At 60.5% G+C, this 24,922-nt stretch carries 17 protein-coding genes; 7 read left to right on the forward strand and 10 right to left on the reverse strand.

The annotated features are described in order from the left end of the window. Positions 1-37 precede the first annotated feature (37 nt). The 9 genes from L8H52_RS20735 to L8H52_RS20775 form a co-directional block, all read right to left on the reverse strand. Entirely contained in the window at positions 38-1,225 is a 1,188-nt protein-coding gene (locus tag L8H52_RS20735) for an EAL domain-containing response regulator (protein WP_242208517.1), read from the reverse strand. A gap of 115 nt (positions 1,226-1,340) precedes the next feature. Beyond that, a complete protein-coding gene (locus L8H52_RS20740; RefSeq protein WP_242208518.1) occupies positions 1,341-2,363 on the reverse strand; it encodes a fimbrial protein in 1,023 nt (340 codons plus the stop codon). After that, entirely contained in the window at positions 2,360-3,094 is a 735-nt protein-coding gene (locus L8H52_RS20745; protein WP_242208519.1) for a molecular chaperone, read from the reverse strand. Before L8H52_RS20745 ends, L8H52_RS20740 begins: the two co-directional genes overlap by 4 nt. A gap of 29 nt (positions 3,095-3,123) precedes the next feature. Then, complete coding sequence (locus tag L8H52_RS20750; protein ID WP_242208520.1) at positions 3,124-5,538, reverse strand: fimbria/pilus outer membrane usher protein; 2,415 nt, start codon at positions 5,536-5,538, stop codon at positions 3,124-3,126. A 114-nt stretch (positions 5,539-5,652) separates the two neighbouring features. Further along, on the reverse strand, positions 5,653-6,186 hold the full coding sequence (locus L8H52_RS20755) for a fimbrial protein (RefSeq protein WP_236431567.1): 534 nt from the start codon (positions 6,184-6,186) through the stop codon (positions 5,653-5,655). Positions 6,187-6,499: 313 nt separating this feature from the next. Beyond that, complete coding sequence (locus tag L8H52_RS20760) at positions 6,500-7,216, reverse strand: MgtC/SapB family protein (RefSeq protein WP_127926554.1); 717 nt, start codon at positions 7,214-7,216, stop codon at positions 6,500-6,502. 140 nt (positions 7,217-7,356) lie between these two features. Then, entirely contained in the window at positions 7,357-10,056 is a 2,700-nt protein-coding gene (gene mgtA / locus L8H52_RS20765; protein ID WP_242208521.1) for a magnesium-translocating P-type ATPase, read from the reverse strand. 579 nt (positions 10,057-10,635) lie between these two features. Continuing rightward, entirely contained in the window at positions 10,636-11,970 is a 1,335-nt protein-coding gene (locus tag L8H52_RS20770; protein WP_242208522.1) for a SidA/IucD/PvdA family monooxygenase, read from the reverse strand. Positions 11,971-12,102: 132 nt separating this feature from the next. Beyond that, entirely contained in the window at positions 12,103-12,585 is a 483-nt protein-coding gene (locus tag L8H52_RS20775) for a sigma-70 family RNA polymerase sigma factor (protein ID WP_016983524.1), read from the reverse strand. Between the two features lie 319 nt (positions 12,586-12,904). Between L8H52_RS20775 and L8H52_RS20780 the strand changes: the two genes are divergently transcribed. From L8H52_RS20780 to L8H52_RS20790, 3 genes are read left to right on the forward strand one after another with little or no spacing between them, the layout of a single operon-like run. Next, the gene (locus L8H52_RS20780) at positions 12,905-14,077 is read left to right on the forward strand and encodes an efflux RND transporter periplasmic adaptor subunit (RefSeq protein ID WP_242208523.1); all 1,173 of its coding nucleotides are present in this window, start codon (positions 12,905-12,907) and stop codon (positions 14,075-14,077) included. Beyond that, positions 14,078-16,051: a MacB family efflux pump subunit gene (locus tag L8H52_RS20785; protein ID WP_242208524.1), complete on the forward strand. Its 1,974-nt coding sequence runs from the start codon at positions 14,078-14,080 to the stop codon at positions 16,049-16,051. Positions 16,052-16,058: 7 nt separating this feature from the next. Further along, positions 16,059-17,453 (forward strand): efflux transporter outer membrane subunit, encoded by a 1,395-nt coding sequence (locus L8H52_RS20790; protein ID WP_242208525.1) that lies wholly within the window; start codon positions 16,059-16,061, stop codon positions 17,451-17,453. Between the two features lie 116 nt (positions 17,454-17,569). Here L8H52_RS20790 and L8H52_RS20795 read toward each other — a convergent pair whose 3' ends face one another. Further along, entirely contained in the window at positions 17,570-19,189 is a 1,620-nt protein-coding gene (locus L8H52_RS20795; protein ID WP_242208526.1) for a PvdJ/PvdD/PvdP-like protein, read from the reverse strand. Between the two features lie 186 nt (positions 19,190-19,375). Between L8H52_RS20795 and pvdM the strand changes: the two genes are divergently transcribed. From pvdM to L8H52_RS20815, 4 genes are all read left to right on the forward strand, one after another. Continuing rightward, positions 19,376-20,746 (forward strand): pyoverdine-tailoring dipeptidase-like protein PvdM, encoded by a 1,371-nt coding sequence (gene pvdM / locus L8H52_RS20800; RefSeq protein ID WP_242208527.1) that lies wholly within the window; start codon positions 19,376-19,378, stop codon positions 20,744-20,746. After that, a complete protein-coding gene (locus L8H52_RS20805; protein ID WP_242208528.1) occupies positions 20,743-22,035 on the forward strand; it encodes an aminotransferase class V-fold PLP-dependent enzyme in 1,293 nt (430 codons plus the stop codon). Before pvdM ends, L8H52_RS20805 begins: the two co-directional genes overlap by 4 nt. Before the next feature lie 46 nt (positions 22,036-22,081). After that, positions 22,082-22,993: a formylglycine-generating enzyme family protein gene (locus L8H52_RS20810; RefSeq protein WP_242208529.1), complete on the forward strand. Its 912-nt coding sequence runs from the start codon at positions 22,082-22,084 to the stop codon at positions 22,991-22,993. A 162-nt stretch (positions 22,994-23,155) separates the two neighbouring features. Next, the gene (locus tag L8H52_RS20815; protein WP_242208530.1) at positions 23,156-24,817 is read left to right on the forward strand and encodes a cyclic peptide export ABC transporter; all 1,662 of its coding nucleotides are present in this window, start codon (positions 23,156-23,158) and stop codon (positions 24,815-24,817) included. Positions 24,818-24,922: the final 105 nt, after the last annotated feature.

Here is a 24,922-nt window from a genome sequence, read left to right on the forward strand (position 1 = left end):
AAATTCTTGAAAAATTCCGCACAACGTCACGCAACGATCAGCGCTCGCCCTCAGGCTTTTCCAGCCATTGCAGCAGGTCGTGGCCGTTCATGGGCCGAGCCAGGTAATAGCCCTGCCCTCTTTCGCATTCCAGTTCACGCAAATGCTCAAGCACCTTCGGACTGCTGATGCCTTCGATCACCAGCTCCATTCCCAACGAGCGGGCCAGTACTCGCGTGCTGGCAACCATCGCCCGGTTGCGTTGACGATCGAGGTGCTGAACAAAGCGCCCATCGAGTTTTATCTGGGTGAACGGCAACTGGCACATCAGCTTCAACGAGGAAAACCCCACACCGAAGTCGTCGACCGCCAATCCGCAGCCAAGCAGGCGCAAACGCAGCAGGTTCTCCTGAGTGCCGGGCGGACAATCGAGCAAACCGTTTTCCGCCAGCTCGAGCATCAGCACCGATCCGTTGAACCCGTGCCGCTCCAGCGCCCGCTTGATGTGTTCCACCAGTGCGCTGTGGGTCAGTTGCGAGGCATGCAGGTTGAACGCCAACTGCAAGGCCACGCCGCGATGACGCAAAATGCCCAGCAGGTTCAGACCCTGTTCGAGCAACTGTTTGAACATCTGGTCGGTCAAGTCATACGCCAGCACGGCGGAGAGAAAGTCGCAAGGCAGCAGCGTCCCGCGCGCGGGATGCTGCCAACGCACCAGCGCTTCCACGCCGATCACCGCACCGCTGTGCAATTGAAACTGCGGCTGGAACCACGCCCGAAACTCACCCAGCGCCAGCCCGCGGCGCACTTCATCTTCGTGGGGCAACTCTTTGCTCAGTGGCGCCAGCACCGGCGGGATTCGCCCGTGTTTATAGCGATACAACAAGCGGTTCAACGCACGCAGTTGTACCGGTCGGCTGAGCACCCCGAGCAATTGCAGACCGGCCAGCGAGGCCATTTGCCCCAAGGTGCGCGCCAGTTCCGGCGGGAGTTCGCTGCACAGCAACACGGCACGGACCATGCCGCTGTGGCTGGCCACCCGCAGGAACTCCAGGCAATCGAGGCCCCGGTCAGTGAGATCACAGATGACGATATCGACCCCGCCCTGCAGGTGCATCTGCACCATGGCCTGCTCGGCATCCGGCGCTATCAGCACGTCACGCACGCTCAACTGTTGCAACATCCTGACCAGCACGTTGCGGGCAAACTCATGATTTTCCAGCACCAGAATACGTGGAGAGGTCATCTTCCTTTAATCACTCAATTGACCCGGGAGACGGGATAGTGGCCTGCGCCAGCAGGGTTGAACGCAGGACTTATCCTGCGCCCATGTAGGAAATTTCCCAGAGGCTGCTGCGTCATCAGTAGTAAACGATCTGTACCACCATGATCGCTTCGAACGGTCCGACCTCGGGATCGCCCAGCGACACCACCGACGCACTGAATGGCACATCGATATGGCTGACGTCTGCCGGAAAGTTCGCCAAAGGGAACGGCTCGTTGACCTGCACCAGATTGTTGTGGGCATCACGCACCTGAATGCCGAACTGGCTGCCCGCCGTCGGCAGAATGTTGTAAAGCCCCTGCTGGTTGGCGGTGACAAACGTCGCACCGATGTTGATCGCACTGCTGCACTTCTTTTCCAGCGCAAGGCTGAAAGGCCGGATCGGATTGGGCGGCGAGAACCCGGTGGTGGTTTTCTGAATCACGCCAAAATCGACGATGCCCGGCTCCGGTGTCACCGTGACATCGACCGTGCACGCCGTGCCGACAATGTTCTGCAGCCCCGACAGTTGAAAGCGAAAGTTGCCGAACGGGTTATTCGGCCCGCCATTCAAGCCATAGAGGCCGTCGAACTGAAAGACGTCATAGGTGTCTTGCGAGGGGCGTTGCAATGGCAACAACCCACGCTTGCGGATCACCACCTGAAAGGCAATGCTTGGCGTCACCCGCGAGCAGGCAAGCATGTCGGCGGCGCTGGTTGCGTCCGGGCAACCACGGGAAATGAAGCCGCTGTTCACGCCTTGGGTCGGGTTGGAACTCCAGTCACCGTCCCAGGCCGTCACGCCGCGATAGACCAGGCCGAATTCGATTCCCCACGGCGTGGCGTTGAGACCGGCCGGGTTGCCGTAGAAATAGATCGGATCGTCCTCTCTAAAGTGGATATCGAAGACTTTCCAGCAATCGGCCGGCACCACGTGAGTTTTCGAGCGCCAGATGATCGTGCCGTCCGGTACCGTGTCCGGCACCGACACCGGGCCGATGTATTCGCTCAGACTGCTGCTCCCGTCCAGCGCTTTACAGACCATCGCCGAAGCGAATTGGGAAACCATCATCAGCAGCGCCGCCACCGTCAGCCGGGTCAGCGCCGTGCGCAGCCTCACGGTTTCACACCCTTGCAGACGTTCGCCACGCAGCTGAACAGCGTGTCGGACTGGCCACCGAAGTCATTCATGTTCGACACCCGCAAGGTGTTGAACGAAGTGTTGCTGAGGGCAAACCGCGCGTTGCCGCGTGGCGCGATCATCACCGTATCGATCGGCATTCTGGTTTTTTCCGGACCGGCCAGCAGGCCGACCACAGTGATGTGAAACGGCGTCGGGTTATCGACAATCAGCTGCTTTGCCGCCGGATCGATTTTCAGATTCAGGCCCAGCGCGAGGTCTTCGCCGCGTTCGCGTTTCACCGCCGCCGGGCGGTAGAACAACTTGATCTTCGACTGCAAGGCAATCTGCATCGAGTTGACCGCCTGGCTCTTCGGTGGAATCTCGCGAATGTTCAGATAGAACACCGACTCGCGATCCGCAGGCAGCGCCAGTTCAGGCAGTTTGACGATACGCAACACGCTGCTTTCGTTTGGTTCGATACGCTGCAGCGGAGGCAAGACCATGAACGGCGACGTGACTTTCTGACCGCTCTCGTTCTCGATCCACGACTGCACAATGAACGGTAATTGCGGGTTCTTGTTGCTGACCGTGACACTGACCGACGGCGCACTTTCTTCGAACACCAGACGCGTGCGATCAGGCACCACGGCGGCGCTGGCCAGCAGCGGCAGACAAAGGCCGACGGCCAGCCACAGACGATGAGCGGTTAACACAGTAAAACGAGACATGCTGACTCCGGATTGATTGGAAGACGCGGTTACAGACACTGAGCAGGCTTGGCGACATTGGTCACCACGTCTTCCTCAGGGAGTTTGGCCAGACTGCATTGGCCGGCGTCATCCCAACGCGCTACCAGCTCAGCCCCTGCCTTGATGCCCAACAGATAAGTGACGCCCGCCTCGCCGACGATGCCCACTTCCTTGTTGGTGTTCTTGTCTTGCACCGATGCGCCGAAAGGCACCGGTTTACCGTCGGTGCGCGTCAACACGACAAACGCGTTATGGCCCTGACCGGTGGAAAAATTCACGTAGCCGATAGCGCCCTCGGTCAGCGCCAGACGCTGGATCGGGTTGGAGACTTCGGTGTTGAGCGGCAGCTTCTCGACATTGACCCGCGCCTCGTAAGCCTGAAACGACGGCAAGCCATCCATCACCGCATAGCCGTCGCGGTTGGTGCGGGTCTGGCCGGTGAAGGCCACGTCCGGCACGCCGTCGGTGGACACCAGCAAGCGGGTATCGCCGTTGGTGCCGTTGCCATGCGCCGAGACGCCGTAACGGGTGGCGACCAGCGAGCTGTCGAGTTCGCCGGTCAGCGAGCGGTAGGTGCTGCCATCGGTGGAGGCCGAGGCATTGGCGCGGTAACTCGACGCACGTTTGCCGACATAGGCGTTGACGTAGCGGTTGTCGCCGACGCCGCCATACACCTGATAATTCACGCCTTCGCCGTCGTCATGGCTGTAACCGACACTGGCTGAGGAATTGCCGGACCCCGAACGTTGCAGGTTGCTCGACAGCATCGAGTTGCCGCCCAGTGGCACTGTCACGCCGAGATAGATCTGCGAGTCGTTCTGCCGACTGTTCCGGGTCTGGTAGGCCGAGACGTTGAGGTTGATGTTCTTGACGTTGCCGAGGGAAAAACTGCGCGCCACGGTCAACCCGAAACGATCGGCGGCGGGCGCATCCCAATAGGTCGAGTGGTCGTACGAGAAGCTCGTCGACAACCAGGAAAAATGCTTGGCCACGGTCACCGAATAACGCTGTTTGCCCGAGTTCAGCGCATAGGAATCGGCATCGCCGACAAACTGCGAAAAGTTGGTGAAGGTCTTGTCGGAAAAGCGATAGCCCAAAAAGCGCAGATCGGTGCCGATGGCATCAAAACGTTTCGAATAGTTGATCCGGTAAGAGTTGCCGACCACGGTTTCACCGCTCCAGCGCAGTTTGGCCCGGGAGGTGGTGACGTCCCCCGACACCGCGCCGAAGACGCCGAGATCCTTACCGATACCGATCGCGTTGGACTGGTAACCCGCAGCGCCGAGCAGGCCGCCGTACACCGTCCAGTCTTTCGCCAGACCGTAGGCCGCCTCCGTCGCCACGAATTCGGGCTCAGTGCCGCCGTTGCCAGTCAGGCGCGGCTGACCGGCGGACACCTTGTAGCGCAACTCACCTTCCCGGGACAGGAACGGCACGGCGGCGGTGGCCACGGTGAACGTCTGCTCGGTGCCGTCCTCTTCGCGCACGGTCACGTCCAGGGTGCCTTGCACGCTGCTGTTGAGATCCTGAATGCTGAATGCGCCCGGCGTTACCGTGGTCGAGTACAACACGCGGCCCTGTTGGGACACGGTGACGGTCGCGTTGGTGCGTGCCACGCCACTGATCAACGGCGCATACCCGCGCAGGTTCGGCGGCAACATGCGGTCATCGCTGCTCAGGGTCGCACCGCGCAAAGCGAAGGTGTCGAACACGTCGGAGTTCAGATAATCCTCGCCCACCGACAGCTTCGAACGAATCGATGGCAACGCCCGATAGGCATACAAACGGTTCAACTGGAACGCTTCGCCGTGGGGATCATGGCTCTGGCTACCGGATTCCTGGCGCGCCTGATAATCGGCGCGAATGCGCCAGGCATCGAGATTGATCCCGGCCGTGCCGTAGCTCTGTAATGAACGCGAATCGCCGGACGGCGTATTGGTTTCGTGGCTATTGGCGATCACTCGGTAATCGAGCAGTGCGCCGTTGAGCCCGTCGCTCCAGGCGGCAGGCGGAATGTAGTTGGGGTCGTCGTATTCGAAGGTGGCTTGCGGCAGGCTGATCGACAGCCGTCCCAGATTTTTCATGTACTTGATCGAAGCATTTTCAATGCCGCGCAGATCCACGCATTGACCGTCAGCCAGACGCGGCAGGTTTTCCAGCAAAGCAGGCTTGAGACCAAAAGTCGCCACCAGGTCTGCGGGCAGACAGGCGTAACTTTCATCCGGTTTGTCACCGGCCTTGAACTCGATCGAGCGCGAGCCGAAGTAACGCTGGTTAACGGTAATGTCCAGCAAGTAACGGCCAGGCACGGTGTATTGGGCATGGGCAAACTGTCCGAGACTGATATCGTCGCTCTTATCGATATTCAGGAACTCCGAATTGAACTCCACGGCGTTTGAATAACGCGCACAGGAGATCAACACGCAAGACACGAAAAGTTTTCGGCCGTACACGGTAAATAGCCTTTATCAGAACTTTGACGGAAAAGAAAAAAGGGGTTTTCACCCCTTTTTCTTACAACGTGCGATACCGCGGTATCAGTTGTAGGCCACGGTGAAGTTGGCAACGCTGTCTGCTTCACCGGTGGTGACGGTCGCAGCGGTGGCTTCGTACATGGCAGCGAAGGTCACGGTGTTGTTGCCGTTCTGCAGCACAACCGGAGCGACCTGCTCGGTGCCGTTGTCGAGCATTTCGCCAGCGCTGGCCTGCAGACGGATGCCGACGTTCTGCGCCAGACCGGTGGTGGCGAACAGGCCTGGAACCGCTGGATCCTGCACACCGCTGAAGGTGAAGCGCGCGTTCTTCTGGGTGGTGGTGTCGCAGTCGGTCAGGATGATGTCGAACTTGACCGGGGTCGAACGGCTGCCGATGGCGGTGAATTGATTCGATGGCACCTGACCCAGGGAAACGGTCTGGTCCAGAGAGCTGGCGTCGATACCGCAGGCGCCGGATACGATTTCACCAATGAAACGCACGGTGCCAGGGTTGCCGGAGGCCGGCGTTGCAGCGTTGGCGAAAGAAGCGAGACCCATGACAACGGTAGCGGCGGTAACAGCGACGAACTTTTTCATTATTCACATCTCTTGGGATAGTTATTTATTCGGCCCAGCGGCCTGGCTTTCCCAATCACTCATCAGCGGCATCAGGTTTATTCGCAGTTGCGAACAAACGTCCTCACGAACTTTGCAACCGATGGTCCCCCCCATATATCCGGCCTTTCCTTGCCGGACTTTCCAGGTATCCGTTGCACAGCCGTAAATCCGTAACAAGTCATCAGAACGCCGGGCATCTCTGCTCCGGAACAAATAGTGATCGAGACCCAAACGTGAAAATGTAAGTTCTTTCTTGCCGTCTTGTAGGACAATTCTCAGCAACCGAGAAATATCATTCCGTGGTACTCGGACTCCAGAACGCCTGCACCACCAGCGCCGACGTGGCAATTCGCGCCACCAGTGCGTCGAGTTCATCGCCATCGACCGACGTTGTCGCCAGTGTCGCTTCAATCTCGATTTCATCGGCGCCAAACGCATGCACATCAACATCACTGGCCGGGTAGTTGCTGCGCTCAAGCTCGGCTTCGAGCAAGGCGAACACGGCGGTTTGCTGCGAACGTCGGGCGATGACGTAGACGATGTTGGTGACTTCCGCCGAGACCACGTCCAGTGGCTGGCGGTTGATGTTGTTGACGATCGGCCGCAGCAAGGTATTGGCGGCGAGGATGAACAGTGTGCCGAGCACGGCTTCTGCGAGCAGGTCGGCACCGGCACAGGCGCCAACCGCAGCAGACGTCCACAAGGTTGCGGCGGTATTGAGACCGCGCACGTTGCCCTCTTCGCGCATGATCACCCCGGCGCCGAGAAAGCCGATGCCGGAGACCACGTAAGCGACCACGCGCACCGCACCTTCGGCGCCCGCGAGACGGTTGGCCATGTCGACAAAAATCGCCGCGCCGACGGCGACCAGTACGTTGGTGCGCAAGCCGGCGGTGCGTTGCCGGTACTGGCGCTCGAAGCCGATCAGACCACCGAGAATGAACGCGGCACTGAGGCTGACCAGGGTGTCGAGCAGTGAATCGAGGTTGAGGTTGTTGATGGCTTGCATGATGAAATCCTTGAAAACACAAAGTCCCTTGTGGGAGCGAGCCTGCTCGCGAAGGCGGTGTGTCAGCCAACATGCATGGCACTGACACGACGCCTTCGCGAGCAGGCTCGCTCCCACATTGGAACAGCGTTGTTCTGCGGTTATTGCCAGCCGAACCGGCGGATGTAGAAACCTTTCACCGCCTGGGTCAGCGTCATGTACGCCAGCAGAATCACTGGCAGGAACACGAAATACAGCGACGGCAACGCCTGCAGTTTGAAGTAGTGCGCCAGCGGCCCCATCGGCAGGAAGATGCCGACCGCCATGATGATTCCGGTCATGACCAGCAGCGGCATGGCGGCGCGGCTTTGCAGGAACGGAATCTTCGGCGTACGGATCATGTGCACGATCAGCGTCTGGGTCAGCAACCCGACCACGAACCAGCCGGACTGGAACAGGGTCTGGTGATCCGGGGTGTTGGCATCGAATACGTACCACATCAAGGCGAACGTGGTGATGTCAAAGATCGAACTGATCGGGCCGAAGAACAGCATGAAGCGCCCGACGTCGCCCGGCTGCCAGCGTTGTGGTTTTTTCAGCATTTCCTCATCGACGTTATCGAACGGAATGGCGATCTGCGAAATGTCGTAGAGCAGGTTCTGCACCAGCAGGTGCATCGGCAGCATTGGCAGGAACGGAATGAACGCACTGGCGACCAGCACCGAGAAGACGTTGCCGAAGTTGGAACTGGCAGTCATCTTGATGTACTTGAGCATGTTGGCGAAGGTGCGACGCCCTTCGAGCACGCCCTCCTCCAGCACCATCAGGCTCTTTTCGAGGAGGATGATGTCCGCCGCTTCCTTGGCGATGTCCACCGCGCTGTCCACGGAAATACCGATGTCAGCCGTACGCAGCGCGGGGGCATCGTTGATGCCGTCGCCCATGAAGCCGACCACATGGCCGTTGCCCTTGAGGATGCGCACGATGCGCTCCTTGTGCGACGGCGTCAGTTTGGCAAAGACATTGGTCTTCTCAACGGCCACCGCCAGTTCGGCATCGCTCATGCGCTCGACGTCATTGCCCAGCAGCAGGCCTTGTTGCGCGAGGCCGACTTCGCGGCAGATCTTCGCGGTCACCAGCTCGTTGTCGCCAGTCAGCACTTTCACGGCCACGCCATGCTCGGCCAATGCCTTCAGCGCGGGCGCGGTGCTTTCCTTCGGTGGATCGAGAAACGCCACGTAACCGATCAGCGTCAGTTCCTGCTCATCGGCCAGGCTATAAACTTCGCGACCTTCTGGCATCGAGCGTGCGGCCACCGCCACTACGCGCAAGCCTTCAGCGTTGAATGCTGCGGTGACCTGACGAATCCGGGTCAGCAATTCATCGCTCAAGGCTTCATCGACCTCGCCGTGACGCACGCGGCTGCACACCGCCAGGACTTCTTCCACCGCACCTTTGCAGATCAGTTGATGTGGCTGGCCACGCCCTTCGACCACCACCGACATACGCCGACGATTGAAGTCGAACGGGATCTCATCGACCTTGCGAAATGCCGTGCCGACTTTCAGTTCGCGGTGGACTTCCACGTGCTCCAGCACCGCGACGTCGAGCAGGTTTTTCAGGCCGGTCTGGTAGTAGCTGTTGAGGTAAGCCATTTCCAGCACGTCATCGGAGTCTTCGCCCCAGACATCGACATTGCGCGCGAGGAAGATCTTGTCCTGAGTCAGCGTGCCGGTCTTGTCGGTGCACAGTACGTCCATGGCGCCAAAGTTCTGGATCGCATCAAGGCGTTTGACGATGACTTTTTTACGCGACAGAAACACCGCACCTTTGGCCAGCGTCGAGGTGACGATCATCGGCAGCATTTCCGGGGTCAGGCCCACGGCAATCGACAGCGCAAACAGCAGTGCTTCAGTCCAGTCGCCCTTGGTGAAGCCGTTGATGAACAGCACCAGCGGCGCCATCACGAACATGAAACGGATCAACAGCCAGCTGACCTTGTTGACACCTTGCTGGAACGAAGTGACTGCGCGATCGGTTGCGCCAACCCGTTGCGCCAACGCACCGAAATAGGTGCTATTGCCGGTGGTGAGAATCACAGCCACCGCCGTACCCGACACCACGTTGGTGCCCATGAACAGAATGTTGTCCAGTTCCAGCGGATTGCGCGTGTCGCGATCGGCCTGACGCGGGAATTTTTCCACCGGCATCGATTCGCCAGTCATCGCTGCCTGACTGACGAACAGGTCCTTGGCGCTGAGCACCCGGCAATCGGCCGGAATCATGTCACCGGCCGAGAGCACGATCAGATCGCCCGGCACCAATTGTTTGATCGGTAATTCGCTGCGCGGCGCGTCACGGCGCATTACCGTGGCGGTGTTGCTGACCATGGCTTTGAGTGCGTCGGCGGCCTGATTGGATTTGCTTTCCTGCCAGAAGCGCAGCAGCGTCGACAGCACCACCATGGAGAAAATCACCACGGCGGCCTTGAGGTCTTCGGTCAGCCACGAGATCACCGCCAACAGGGTCAGCAGCAGGTTGAACGGGTTTTTGTAGCAGTGCCACAGGTGAGTCCACCATGGCAGCGGCTGTTCGTGCTCGACTTCGTTGAGACCGTATTGCGCACGCAGCGCATCGACTTCGAAATCGGTCAGGCCATCGGAATGCGTGCCGAGTGACGACAGTAAACCAGCGGTGTCGCAATGCGCGGCATCGACCAGGGTGTTGGCCAGAGTGGGTGGGACTTCACGGCTGACCGTGGTGTCGTTGATCGATTCCAGCAGCGCCAGACGACGGAAGTGCCGGGCGATGTGGCGGGTCCGCAGAAAACCTGCGAAAAATTCCTTGAGCGTAAGTTTCATGGCTGTTGCCCCTATGGTCAGCCGGGAAACCGTCAAGCAGGTACGGCCGCGCCTCGTCCGCCGGAACAACCGGCACGGCAAGGCTTGGCGCGCCAGTCAGAAAAGACAGGCGTGTCGATAGGGCTGCGATGACGACAATAAAGTCGCAATCACGCTCTGTTCAGCGTCGATGAGAAGGAACGTCCAGACATGACCCAGGACGGGGCATGCACGGGATGCCGCTGCTCGCTTTTACGGCGAGACAACGGCAGAGAAAGGCTGCGCGTTATCTTGCCGAGAATCTGCCGGTTACCGAGACCGGCCGACAACTGTCACTCGAACAAGTACCCACTGTGGGTCTCCGCTATTGATGAAAACGCGCGAAGCTTACGCCCCGATGATTGGAGAGTAAACCTGCAAAGGGAAGTGTGTCGGGGAATGTGGGGGATGTTCAGGAAGGGTTCAGGATGATCGTTCCCACGCTCTGCGTGGGAATGCAGCCTGGGACGCTCCGCGTCCCTTCCAGAAGCCGAACGCGGAGCGTCCGTTGAGGCATTCCCACGCAGAGCGTGGGAACGATCTGGTTCAGGCAAAGTGGATTCAGCTGGCAGTCGCCAACAGCAGATCCGCCATCGACCGATGTCCGCGATGCTTGCCATGCTCATACAGCGAACCGGCAATCTCGTCCGCACGAATCGGCAACACCGACAGCAACGTGTCGCTCAGACCATGGCTGGCCTGGCAGAAGCCCTGCATGTAAATGCCGGCTTTGCAGCGTTCGTCGGTAATCAGTTTGTAGTTGCGATCAACTTCGAAATCGCCGAGGTATTCTTCCAGCGGCGCCAGCAGTTTGCGGTGCATCTGCCGCTCGTAGCCGGTGGCCAGAACAACCGCGTCGTAATTGCGCACAGTGACTTCGTCAGTGGCGCTGTTGCGCACGGCCAGTTCGATACCGTTGTCGGTGGCAGTAGCGCTCTCGACAGTGGTCAGCGTACGGAACGCGTGACGGGCAATCCCGGACACCTTCTGGCGATAGAAGATGCCGTAGATGCGCTCGATCAGGTCGATGTCGACCACCGAGTAGTTGGTGTTGTGGTACTCGTTGACCAGACGCTCACGCTCGGCGCTGTTTTGCTGGAACACCAGGTCGGTGAATTCCGGCGAGAACACTTCGTTGACGAACGGGCTGTCGTCCGCAGGTTTCAGGGCCGAGCCGCGCAGGATCATGTCGACCTGTACCGACGGGAACGAATCATTCAGGTCGATAAAGGCTTCCGCCGCACTCTGTCCGCCACCGATGATCGCGATGCTCATCGGCTGATTGTTCACGCACGGCTGCTTGGCCATTTGCGACAAATACTGCGAGTGGTGGAACACGCGAGTGTCGCCCTTCAGCGCTTTGAACGCCTCGGGAATACGCGGCGTGCCACCGGCGCTGACCACCACCGAACGGGTGGTCCGCACATGTTGCAGACCGTCGCTGCCACGGGAAATCACGCGCAGCGCTTCAACCTGATGGTTGTGCAGCACCGGTTCGATGGTCAGCACTTCTTCGCCGTAACGGCTTTGTTCGGTGAACTGCCCGGCGACCCAGCGCAGGTAGTCGTTGTACTCCATGCGGCATGGATAAAAAGTGCCGAGGTTGATGAAGTCGACCAGACGGCCGTGGTACTTCAGGTAATTGACGAAGGAATACGGGCTGGTCGGATTGCGCAGGGTCACCAGATCCTTGAGGAAGGAAATCTGCAACTCGCTTTGCGTCGACAGGGTGTTGCCGTGCCAGCTGTAGTTGGCCTGTTTGTCGAGGAACAGCACATCCAGCTCGCCCTGAGTCGGGCCGCGCTCTTGCAGAGCGATGGCCAGCGCCAGGTTCGAAGGGCCGAAACCGACGCCGATCAGGTCGTGAACGATGGGCGATGCAATTGCCTGTGTCATTTCCAGTGTCCTCTGGATGAACCCCTCAACCGTGGGGATAAAGCCTGGGTGACCTGACCGGCCCGAAGCAGGACAGCAGATCGTCTGTTGAGTAGGAACGAGGACGGTGAAAAAAAATTTACTGAGGAAGGATCAATGGGCGTCCCATTGTTTGATGCGTAACCGGCAATGCTTCATGGCATTGACGATGTGTTTTTCCACCAGCGCTTTGGAAATCCCGAGGCTTTCAGCGATTTCGTTATGGGACAGGCCTTCAATCTTGCGCAGCAGAAAACTTTCGCGACACAGCGGTGACAATTCTGCCAGTGCGCGCTGAAGCATTGCCAGACGTTGACCGTGATCAAGGGTGCCATGGGGCGACGGGGTGAAATAGCGCTCTTCGCTGTCCAGCACGTCAAGCGGCTCGGCCTGACGCAAGGCGTTGCGCCGATGATCATCGATGACCAGGTTCAAGGCTGTGCGATAAAGGAAGGCCCGCGGTTGTTCGATCGGCGTATCGCTGGAACGCTCCAGCACCCGCACATAAGCGTCATGCACCACATCTTCGGCCACCTGACGGTTGCCCAGTCTGGCGTTAAGGAAACACACCAGCTCGCGATAGTAGTTTTCCAACATGACTCCCGACCGCAACGGTGCGGTTTCGATCCTTGAGCCAGATCCGCCAGGGTCAAAACGACAATGGCACGATGGTGGCAATTTCAGATGCGTAATTTATAGTAATTCTCATATAGATTTAAAGTGCTGTTTCAATTTGCCCGACAAATTGTGGGCATCTATACCTGTTACCGGGTTTTTCAGCGCTTAAATTACCTGCCGCGTCTCTCGTTTAAAGGACAGTTCCCCGTATCTGTCGCCTCCTGCGCCAGCGTTCGGTCGTGGCCCGCGTGCGGTGCCGGCTGGATGACGGGTCGATTTTCACTGGCCGGAACCCTGCATGAAACGTCCCCGCCCCGCCCGACGCGCCCTGCTCGTAGCCCTTTGTCTGATTCCCGTTGTCGCCGTAGCCGCCTGGCAGATATTGCCGCCCAGCCGGGACAAGTTCGCCACCGTGCAAGTCAGTCGCGGCGACATTGAAAGCAGCGTCACTGCCCTTGGCACATTGCAGCCACGGCGCTATGTGGACGTCGGCGCCCAGGCCTCCGGGCAAATCCGCAAAATCCATGTGGAAGTCGGCGACGTGGTCAAGCAAGGCCAATTGCTCGTCGAAATCGATCCGTCCACGCAAAAGGCCAAGCTCGACGCCAGCCAGTTCTCCATCGAAAACCTCAAGGCGCAGCTGCAAGAGCAACAGGCGCAGCACGAACTGGCGCGGCAGAAGTACCAGCGCCAGCAGAACCTCGCGGCCGGCGGCGCCACCCGTGAAGAAGACGTGCAGACCGCCCGCGCCGAGCTCAAGGCCACCCAGGCACGTATCGACATGTTCCGCGCCCAGATCCGTCAGGCCGAGGCCAGTCTGCGCAGTGATCAGGCCGAACTGGGTTACACGCGCATTTATGCGCCGATGGAAGGCACCGTGGTCGCACTCGATGCCCGCGAAGGCCAGACACTCAATGCCCAGCAGCAGACGCCACTGATTCTGCGCATCGCCAAACTGTCGCCGATGACGGTCTGGGCCGAGGTCTCCGAGGCCGATATCGGCCATGTAAAACCGGGCATGACTGCTTACTTCACCACACTCAGCGGTGGCAATCGGCGCTGGAGCAGCACCGTTCGGCAAATCCTGCCGGTGCCACCCAAACCGCTGGACCAGACCAGCCAGGGCGGTGGCAGCCCGGCCAGTTCGAGTAAAAGCGGCAGCGCGCGCGTGGTGCTGTACACCGTGCTGCTGGACGTCGATAACGCCGACAACGCCTTGATGGCAGAGATGACCACGCAAGTGTTCTTCGTCGCCGACCAGGCGAAAAACGTTCTCACCGCACCGGTCGCCGCCCTGCAAGGCAGCGCGGCGGCCAATCGGCAGACCGCGCAGGTCATCGCCGCCAATGGCGAGATTCAGTCCCGCGAAGTACGCACCGGCATCAGCGACCGTCTCAAAGTGCAGATCATCGAGGGCTTGAACGAAGGCGATCACTTGCTGATCGGCCCGGCCGACGGCAGCGGAGGTTGAATGCAAACGCCTCTGATCGACCTGCAGGACATCCGCAAATCCTACGGCGGCGGTGACGCTCCCGAAGTTCACGTGTTGCGCGGCATCGACCTGTCGATTCACGCCGGCGAGTTCGTGGCGATTGTCGGCGCGTCCGGTTCCGGCAAATCGACGCTGATGAACATTCTCGGCTGCCTCGACCGGCCGACATCCGGCGAATACCGCTTCGCCGGGGAAAACGTCGCCGGCCTCGACAGCGATGAACTGGCCTGGCTGCGCCGCGAAGCCTTCGGTTTCGTGTTTCAGGGCTATCACCTGATTCCGTCCGGCTCGGCCCAGGAGAACGTCGAGATGCCGGCCATCTACGCCGGCACCCCCGCCGCCGAACGGCATGCCCGCGCCGCCGCCCTGCTCGACCGTCTCGGCCTGGCCTCGCGCACCGGCAACCGCCCGCATCAGCTTTCCGGCGGCCAGCAACAACGCGTGTCGATTGCCCGCGCACTGATGAATGGCGGCCACATCATTCTGGCCGACGAACCGACCGGCGCCCTCGACAGCCACAGCGGCAAGGAAGTCATGGCGCTGCTCGATGAACTGGCGAGCCAGGGCCATGTGGTCATTCTCATCACCCACGACCGCGAAGTGGCGGCGCGCGCCAAGCGCATTATCGAAATCAGCGATGGCCTGATCATCAGCGATAGCGCCAGAGACAACCCCGACGCCCAGCACAGTGCCAATCCCGGTGCCCTGCAAGCGGTGGATCTGCGCAAGCGCTTGAGCGAAGGCGCCGAAGCCACCGGGGCCTGGAAAGGCGAACTGGTGGACGCCCTGCACGCTGCGTGGCGGGTGATGTGGATCAACCGCTTCCGCACCGCGCTGACCCTGCTCGGCATCATCATCGGCGTAGCCTCGGTGGTGGTGATGCTCGCCGTCGGTGAAGGCAGCAAGCGCCAGGTCATGGCACAAATGGGCGCGTTCGGCTCGAACATCATTTATCTCAGCGGCTCGGCGCCCAACCCGCGAACGCCACCGGGCATCATCACCCTCGACGATGTGCATGCCCTGGCGAGCCTGCCACAAGTACAGCGGATCATGCCGGTCAACGGCGCCGAGGCCGGTGTGCGCTTCGGCAATGCCGATCACCTCAGTTACGTTGGCGGCAATGACACCAACTTCCCGGCAATCTTCAACTGGCCGGTGGTTCAGGGCAGTTACTTCACAGAGGCCGACGAACAGAACGCGGCAGCCGTTGCGGTGATCGGCCACAAGGTGCGGAGCAAACTCCTCAAAGACGTTGCCAACCCGATCGGCCAGTACATTCTGATCGAGAACGTGCCGTTTCAGGTGGTCGGGGTACTGGCGGAAAAAGGTGCCAGCTCCGGCGATTCCGACAGTGACAACCGCATCGCCGTGCCCTACTCCGCCGCCAGCGTGAGGTTGTTTGGCACGCGTAATCCAGAGTACGTGGCCATCGCTGCCGCCGACGCGCGCAAGGTCAAGGACACCGAACACGCCATCGAACAATTGATGCTGAACCTGCACAACGGCAAGAAGGATTTCGAACTGACCAACAATGCCGCGATGATCCAGGCCGAAGCGCGCACACAAAACACCCTGTCGCTGATGCTCGGCTCGATTGCGGCGATCTCGCTGCTGGTCGGCGGCATCGGCGTGATGAACATCATGCTCATGACCGTCCGTGAACGCACCCGCGAGATCGGCATCCGCATGGCCACCGGTGCCCGCCAGCGCGACATCCTGCGCCAGTTTCTCACTGAAGCGGTGATGCTCTCGGTGGTCGGCGGCATCGCCGGCATCGCCCTGGCGCTGATCATTGGCGGCGTGCTGATTCTCAGTGAAGTCGCGGTAGCGTTCTCGTTGATGGCGGTCCTCGGCGCTTTTGGTTGCGCCCTGGTCACCGGTGTTGTCTTCGGCTTCATGCCGGCCCGCAAAGCTGCCCGGCTCGACCCGGTCACGGCCCTTACCAGTGAATGATCGCTCTATGAAACCGCGCCTCAGTCTGTTGACCGCCTGCCTGATACTCAGCGCTTGCGGCAGTTCCCCGCAACGCCCGGACAGCGGCATTGTGCCGCCTGCCGCTTGGCAATCACCGCACGACACCAGCGCCGAACGCGACGCCCTGCGCTGGTGGACGCGCTTCGCCAGCCCGCAACTCGATCAATTGATCGAGCAGGCCCAGGTCGGCAGTTACGATCTGGCCGCAGCCATCGCTCGCGTGCGCCAGGCGCGTGCCGACACCGTGATTGCCGGCGGCTCGTTGCTGCCGGAAATACAAGGTACCGGCAACGCCAATCGGCAAAAGCTGTTGCGTGGCGATGGCTATCGTCAACTGGATGCCGACAGCAGCAACAAGGCAGTGGATTATTTCGACGTCGGCCTCAGCGCCAGTTACGAAATCGACTTTTGGGGCGGCAAGCGCGCATCGCGCGACAGTGCCCGGTTCAGCCTGCGGGCCAGCGAGTTTGATCGCGCTACCGTCGAGCTGACCCTGCTCAGCGGCGTCGCCAACAGCTACACGCAGGTGCTGTCGCTGCAGGAACAGAGCCGCATCGCCGAGCTTAATCTGGCCAACGCGCAAAACGTCCTGCAACTGGTGCAGACGCGCTACAACGCAGGTTCCGCCACAGCGCTTGAACTGGCGCAACAGAAAAGCCTGGTGGCCGCGCAGCAACGCCAACTGCCGACCGTTCAGCAACAGGCTCGAGACGCACAGATCGTCCTGGCGGCACTGCTTGGCCGACCGGTGCAAGACCTGCCGGCCAGCCAGGAGTCCTTCGACCAGTTGCAATGGCCGCCGATATCCGCCGGCCTGCCCAGCGAACTGCTGACCCGGCGTCCGGACATCGCCCGTGCCGAGGCGCAATTGGCGGCGGCTCAGGCGAACGTCACGGTGGCACGGGCGGCGATGCTGCCGAAAATCACGCTGGGCGCGAGCATTGGCTCCGGTGCCAACCAGGCCGATGACCTGCTGCGCAGTCCGTTCTACAACCTCACCGCCGGGCTGATCGCACCGATCTTCAACAATGGCCGTCTGGGGGCCGAGCGCGACAAGGCCACGGCCCGTCAGGAAGAGCTTCTGCAAACCTATCGGGGCGCCATCATCAACGGTTTCGCCGACGTCGAAAAAGCCCTCAACAGCATCCGCGGTCTTGATCAACAACGGCAGTGGCAGAGTGAAGAACTGAACCAGGCGCAAACCGCCTTCAACATCGCCCAGAGCCGTTATCAGGCCGGTGCCGAGGACTTGCTGACCGTGCTGGAAACCCAGCGCACGCTGTATGCGGCGCAAGACCAGAACGTGCAACTGCGGCTGTCGCGAATGCAGGCGAGTATTGCCTTGTACAAAGCCTTGGGTGGCGGCTGGCAGGCGTTGTAATCGGGTCGAATGTGAGACCGCTTTCGCGAGCAAGCTCGCTCCCACATAAGATCTTCTTAACATCGGAGATCAAATGTGGGAGCGAGCCTGCTCGCGAATGAACGATGACCCAGCCCTCAAGCCGGGCTGGTTTTAGGTTTCAGATTGCGCGCATACCACGGCCGTTGCGGCACGCGGCGGAACAGCCCGGCGAGTTTTTTCTCGTCATTGAGGAAGGTGATGCGCAGTGCCAGCTTCATGGTTTCCGGGTCCATCTCCACCGTCTTGCCCGCCTGCAACCCCGGCGTAGTGCTGCAGCCATGCGTGACCGGCCCCAGCCACGGATCATCGACTTCGTTCCAGCGCCCTGGTGCAAACCACTGCACACCGTTGACCACCTTGCGAGTGACCTCACCCGGATGGAAGCGCTCGTGCGCGCGAAACCAGTCTTCGATACGGTCGTCGATCCAGCCATGAAAATGCCAGAACGACGGATTGACGTGGGATGAAAACGGGTCGCCAAGGAAGTCATTTTCCGGACCATACCAACGCGCAGCGAAGTCGGCAGGATCACGCGCGAAAGGCACCGGCTGACCGTTCGACGGGTCGCGCGGCACGGACGCCCAGCGCATGTGCAGCCAGTCGTGCAGGCCCAATTCAACCTCGGAACCGAACTGACCGAGCGTGAGTCTGGCCAGGTACACCGGATCACGGTATTGCGACTCCCAGACCTGGAAGTTGCTTTCGTAGGTCTCGGCCGTCTTGATGTCGCTGACCCACTTGCTGTACTCGTCATCACCGTCAGCCAGCCATGCGGGCGGCAGCGCCGTGCCGTCATGGTTGTCGAAGTAACGGGCGAAGCCCGGGCGATCACGGATCAATTCCGGTTGTGGCAGCGGAAAGTATTGCCACGATGGCAGGTCCTGCATTGAACGCGCCGTGCCGAGCATGTGCCGGTGCATGAAGAAGAAATCCACCCCGGAGCCGTTACGATCCTTGCGCGGCCCACGGGCATCGCGCTCCTTGTCCCGCGGTCCGGGCTGCCAGCCGATGCCGCGCAGGGCTTCGCGCTTGTCTTCCGGCAAGGTGTGCCACTTGTCCCGCGTGGCATGCCACAACTGGTGGAACAGTCGGTGCTCGGGGGAAATCAACCAGGCCAGCAACGTCGGATTCAACGGCGTACGTTCACGCGCCTCGGGAAACAGGCGCTTGACTGCGACGAAACCATTGTTCTGTATCGGCAAGGCCAAGGGCCGATCCAGGCGCAAGACTTTACCGCTGAGGGTGCCTTTGCCGGCGTTGCCGAAATCGGCCCAGACCTCATCGAGGATCATTTCCAGCTCATAGCTGATCTGGCCTTGCGCACCGACCAGCCGCCAACTCAGTTTCGCCGCATCGGCACCGGCCAGATCGCCAAGAATTCGGTAACGAGGTGTTTCGCCGGAACGCAAACGCTCCGGCGTATCCAGGAAACCACAGACGCCACGACCTTTCTGGCCGATGTCGAGGAACACTTGCAGTCCCCTGACCGGCAGGCCTTCAAGGCCCGCGTCACGGCCTTCGAAGCGAATATCCCAGACGCCCCGCAAGGCACTGGCCAAACGTTGTCCGGCGAGGTCGGCGACGTCGAAAGACGCTTCACCCGGAGTGATAGTCGGATCCGGCTTCGTCCATTCACGATGCCCAAAATAAGCCGCCGGCACGGCAGCGCCGGTCAGCGCCAGGCCCGCCATGAACCATCGTCGAGAAATCTTCATTGCCCTACCTGTGTCAGCCATGAAGCAGGCTTTATCCAAGCTAGAACGTTTGCTGCCCGGGCAAATTTAAGCCGTCATTTTCGCCGGGGGGGCGCTCGTCCTAAATTTCCCGCTCGATCGCTCGTTCCTCCCAGATAGCAAAGGCTTTGCGCCTGCACCTCGATGGCGAACCCGACTGAGATGGCAATGACAAAACCACGTTCGAAAAAGGCTCTATTCATCGGCCTGCCCTTAGCCCTGGCGATCAGCGCCGGTGCAGGCTTTGCCGCTTGGCATCACTGGTTCAAGGACGACCTTGGCTATTCCGCCAAGGTTGTGAAACAGGCAGATGAACTGCACGAACGCATGCTCTCTTTCGACAGCCATGTCAGCCTGATGCAGAACTTCGGCACCGACGGTCACGAAGCCGACAAGGATGGCTCCGGCCAGTTCGATCTGGCCAAAACCAATCGCGGTCGCTTGTCTGGCGCGGCGCTGACCATTTTCGGCTGGCCGGAAATGTGGAACGGCCCCGATGCCCCCCACAAACCGACTGCTGGCTTCATTGATGAAGCGCGCAACCAGCAAGAGATCCGCTACAAGATCATCTCCGGCATGGTTCGCGACTACCCCAATCAAGTCGCGATCGCCTATACCCCGGACGACATGCGCCGCCTGCACGGCGAAGGCAAGTTCGCGATTTTCATCAGCATGCTCAACGCCTATCCGCTGGGCCATGATCTGAATCTGCTGGACCTGTGGACGGCGCGCGGCATGCGCATGTTCGGCTTCAGCTATATCGGCAACAACGACTGGGCGGATTCGTCTCGCCCACTGCCATTTCTCAATGACTCACCGGATGCTCTCGACGGCCTCTCCGATCTGGGCAAGCAGGCGGTCAAGCGCCTCAACGATCTGGGCGTGATCATCGACGTATCACAGATGTCGACCAAAGCCCTCGAACAAGTCGCACAGCTGAGCCGAACGCCGCTGGTTGCCTCGCACTCGGCGCCGCGCGCGATGGTCGACATCCCACGCAACCTCAGCGACAAAGAGATGCAGTTGATCAAGAACAGCGGCGGCGTGGTGCAAATCGTCGCGTTCTCGCAGTACCTGCGGCCGCTGACCCAGAAGACCCAGGATCGCCTCAACGAGCTGCGCAAGGAATTCGACCTGCCGCCCCTGCCGAACCTGGCGATGGCGCTGATGCCGGGCGACCCGATCATTGCGGCCTGGTCCGAAACCAAATTCGGCCTGTACGCCAGCCGCCTCTACGCGATCCTCGAAGACGAACCTAAGGCCAGCCTCAAGGATTTCGGCGACGCCATCGAATACGCCGTGCGCAAGATCGGCATCGACCATGTCGGCATCAGCTCCGACTTCAATGAGGGCGGCGGCGTCAAAGGTTTCCAGAACGTCGGCGAGATCCGCAATGTCACCGCTGAACTGCTGTCACGCGGTTACTCCGAAGCCGACATCGGCAAACTCTGGGGCGGCAACTTCCTGCGCGTCTGGGATCAGGTCGAAAAAGCCGCGAAACCGGCGCTGGCCAACGCGCAGGGAACGACGCAGCCATGAGTAATCGTCGTGATTTTCTGAAACAGGCCGGACTGCTCGCCGCTGCGCTGCCACTGGGCGCAAGCCTGCCGAACATCGCCAGCGCTGCCGCCACGGCTGCGCCCGCTGCGCCAATGCCGCGCAGCAAGTGGACGCAGTTGCAGCAACTGTTCGAGCAGGATCCGGACTACCTGCACTTTTCCAACTTCCTGATCACCTCGCACCCGAAACCGGTGCGCGAAGCGATTGAACGGCATCGCGCCGCCCTCGACAAAAATCCCGGCCTGGCCATGGATTGGGACCTCGGCGTGATCGAGCAGCGCGAGGAAAACGTGCGCGTCTGGGCGGGCCAATACCTGCAAGCCAACGCCAAACAGATCGCCCTGACCGGCAGCACCACTGAAGGTCTGACGATGATTTACGGCGGTGTGCATGTGCGCCCCGATCAGGAAATCCTCACCACCGCCCACGAACACTATGCCACCCACACCATCCTCGCCTTGCGCAAGGAACGTGAAGGCACGCAGGTGCGCAAGATCCGTCTGTTCAAGGATCCGCAGACCGCGACCAAAGCCGAAATCCTCGCCGCCATCGACACTGCCATCCGCCCTGAAACCCGCGTACTGGGCATGTGCTGGGTGCATTCGGGCAGCGGCGTGAAACTGCCGATCGGTGACATCGGCGCCATCGTCGACAAGCACAACCGTGGCCGCAGCGATGCCGACCGGATCATTTATGTGGTCGATGGCGTGCACGGTTTCGGCGTCGACAACCTGAGCTTCGCGCAGATGAACTGTGACTTCTTCATTGCCGGCACCCACAAGTGGATGTTTGGCCCGCGCGGCACCGGCATCGTCTGCAGCCGTTTCGAGGAGGTCAAATACGTCACGCCGATCACCCCGACCTTCTCCGAGGCCACAGCGTTTTCCACCACCATGACGCCCGGTGGCTATCACTCCTTCGAGTATCGCTGGGCGCTGGACGAAGCCTTCAAGCTGCACCTGCAACTGGGCAAGGCCGAGGTCGAAGCGCGCATCCACGCGCTCAACAGCTACCTGAAGAAGCGCCTGCTGGAACACCCGCAAATCGAACTCGTCACCCCGCTGAGCCCGCAACTGTCGGCCGGTTTTACCTTCTTTCGAGTCAAGGGCCAGGACAGCGACAAAGTCGCCGCGTACCTGATGCAGAACCGCGTGGTTGCCGACGCCGTGAACCGCGATGTGGGTCCGGTGATTCGTACCGCACCGGGCCTGCTCAACGACGAAGCGCAAATCGATCGCTTGATTGCGCTATTGGCCAAACAGCTGTAGGCGCCCCGTTCCCACGTTTCCTTTCAACCTGTTATCGAGAATCATGATGAACAGTAGTGAACTGCGTAATTTTTCCTTGAAAGCGTTGCCCGCGCTCGGTCTGGCTGCATTGCTCGGTTGTGCCTTGCCAGGGCTGGCGCAAGCGGCCGAACCGCTCAAACCGGGCAAAGTCTTCAAGGACTGCAAGGACTGCCCGGAAATGGTCGTGCTGCCCACCGGCACCTTCACCATGGGCACCCCGGATGACGAAGTCGGCCGCGAGCCGGACGAAGGTCCGATGCACCCGGTGACCTTCGCCAAACCGCTGGCCATCAGTCGTTTCCAGGTGCTCAAAGGGCAATGGGACGCCTACCTCGCCGACACCGGCTATCAGCTGCCCGACGGCGACAAACGCCCGGGCCGCGCGTGCAAGGCCGGTATTCCCGACTACGCGGGCAGCGATCCGAAAAAGCAGTACACCGACAAACATCCGGCGGTGTGCATGGACTTCGCCGAAGCCGAGGCCTACGTCGCCTGGCTGTCAAAGACAACTGGCAAATCGTATCGACTGGTCAGCGAGTCGCTGCGTGAATACGCCGCCCGTGCCGGTAGCACCGGGCCTTTCCCGTTCCCCTTCGATGAGGGCAAGGAATACAGCATCGCCAGACACGCCAATACCTATGGCGCCGCCGACGGCTACAACTTCACCGCTCCGGCGGGCAAGTTTCCGGCCAATGCCTTCGGCGTCTACGACATGCACGGCAACATCTACGAATGGACCGCCGACTGCTACAACGAAAACTATGTCGGCGCGCCGAGTGATGGCAGCGCCTGGTTGACCGGTGACTGCAAGATTCGCCGCATCCGCGGCAATGACTGGGGTGAAGCACCGGTGTTCTCGCGCTCGGGCAACCGCAACGCCACCTACAGCGACACCCGCGGCGACTGGATTGGTTTTCGCGTCGCGCGCGATCTGTAAGGACAGCGGTAACGGCAGCCGCCACGGCGGCATCGATCGGTCGCTCGTCGCTTCAGCCTCGATAAACCCGTGGTCGGCTAAATCGCCGCCCACGGGTTTCGTCTTTTAACCAGCCCAATCCTTGAAACGATGCCGTTAGCGGCACTAGAAGCGGAAACCTCCATGACCACAAAATCGCGCGGAGCCATCAGTGAAGTCCTCGGCCTGCTCAAGCCTTACCGGGTCGTCGTGGCGCTGTCGATCCTGCTCGGCATGCTCGGTGGCGTCAGCGTCACTGCCCTGCTCGCGACCATCAACAAAGCCCTGAACGGCAACGGCGCTCCGTCAGCCACCGTACTCCTGACGTTTGCCGGCCTCTGCGCGTTCGCCCTGTTGACTTCGATTCTGTCGGACATCGGCACCAACCACGTCGGCCAGCACATCATCGCCGGCCTGCGTAAATCACTCGGCGAAAAAGTCCTGCTGGCGCCCATCGAGCAGATCGAGAGGTTTCGCAGTCATCGCCTGATTCCGGTGCTGACCCATGACGTCGACACTGTCAGTGATTTCGCGTTTTCCTTTGCGCCACTGGCGATCGCTTTCACCGTCACCCTCGGTTGCCTGGGTTACCTGGCCTACCTGTCCCTGCCGATGTTTGCCCTGCTGTTGATCGCGATCGTGATCGGCACCGTCGTGCAATACATCGCCCGGGCCAAAGGCATCAAAGGTTTCGAAGCGGCGCGCGAAGCCGAAGACGAACTGCAAAAGCACTACAGCGCGATCGCCGCGGGCGCCAAGGAACTGCGTATTCATCGCCCGCGCCGCCAACGCATGTTCAGCCAGCGCATCGAGGGCACGGCGGATTACATCTGCAACACGCACATCCGTTCGATCAACACGTTCGTGGTGGCGAAAACCTTTGGCTCGATGCTGTTTTTCGTGGTGATCGGTCTGGCCCTGGCCCTGCAATCGTTCTGGCTCGGTACCGATAAAGCGGTGCTCAGCGGCTTCGTGCTGGTGCTGCTGTACATGAAGGGCCCGCTGGAATATCTGGTGACCACGCTGCCGGTGGTCAGTCGCGCGAACATTGCCTTCAAACGCATCGCCGACCTGGCCGAACAGTTTTCCTCGCCGGAACCGCACTTGCTCCTGCGCGAGTCGACGCCCGCGAGCAAAACCGCCGTGCAACAGTTGCAAATGCACAACGTGCACTACGCCTTCCCGCCAGTTCAGGGCAGCGCAGCGTTTGAACTGGGGCCGGTCAATCTGGACATCGCGCAGGGTGACATCGTGTTTATCGTCGGCGAGAACGGCGGCGGTAAAACCACCCTGATCAAATTGTTGCTGGGCCTCTATGCGCCGCAACGCGGGGAAGTTCTGCTCAATGGCCAGGTGGTCGATGCCCAGGCGCGCGATGACTATCGCCAACTGTTCACCACGATCTTCGCCGACTACTACCTGTTCGATGAACTGGTACAGGGCGACAAACAAGTGCCGGCCGACACCAGCCGCTATCTGGAACGCCTGGAGATTGCGCACAAGGTGAGCATTAACGACGGTGTTTTCAGTACCACCGATCTGTCCACCGGCCAGCGCAAACGCTTGGCGCTGATCAACGCCTGGCTGGAAGAACGTCCGGTGCTGGTGTTCGACGAATGGGCTGCCGATCAGGACCCGGCCTTCCGGCGCATCTTCTACACCGAGCTGCTGCCGGAGCTGAAACAGATGGGCAAGACCATCATCGTGATCTCCCACGACGACCGCTACTTCGACGTCGCCGATCAGTTGGTGAGGATGGAGGGCGGCCGAGTGGTCACCCACAAGAAGCCCCTCGAGACTGCTTGATCGATTGCACCTTTGCAGCCGGCCGGACGCCCGTCCTGCCGGCCTTCAATCCGAATGTTTATCGCCGTGGACCCGACTGTCGGCAACGCCGTCAGCGCTCACGGT

This window comes from Pseudomonas sp. CROZ-RG-20F-R04-15 (assembly GCF_022662375.1).
GTDB lineage: Bacteria > Pseudomonadota > Gammaproteobacteria > Pseudomonadales > Pseudomonadaceae > Aquipseudomonas.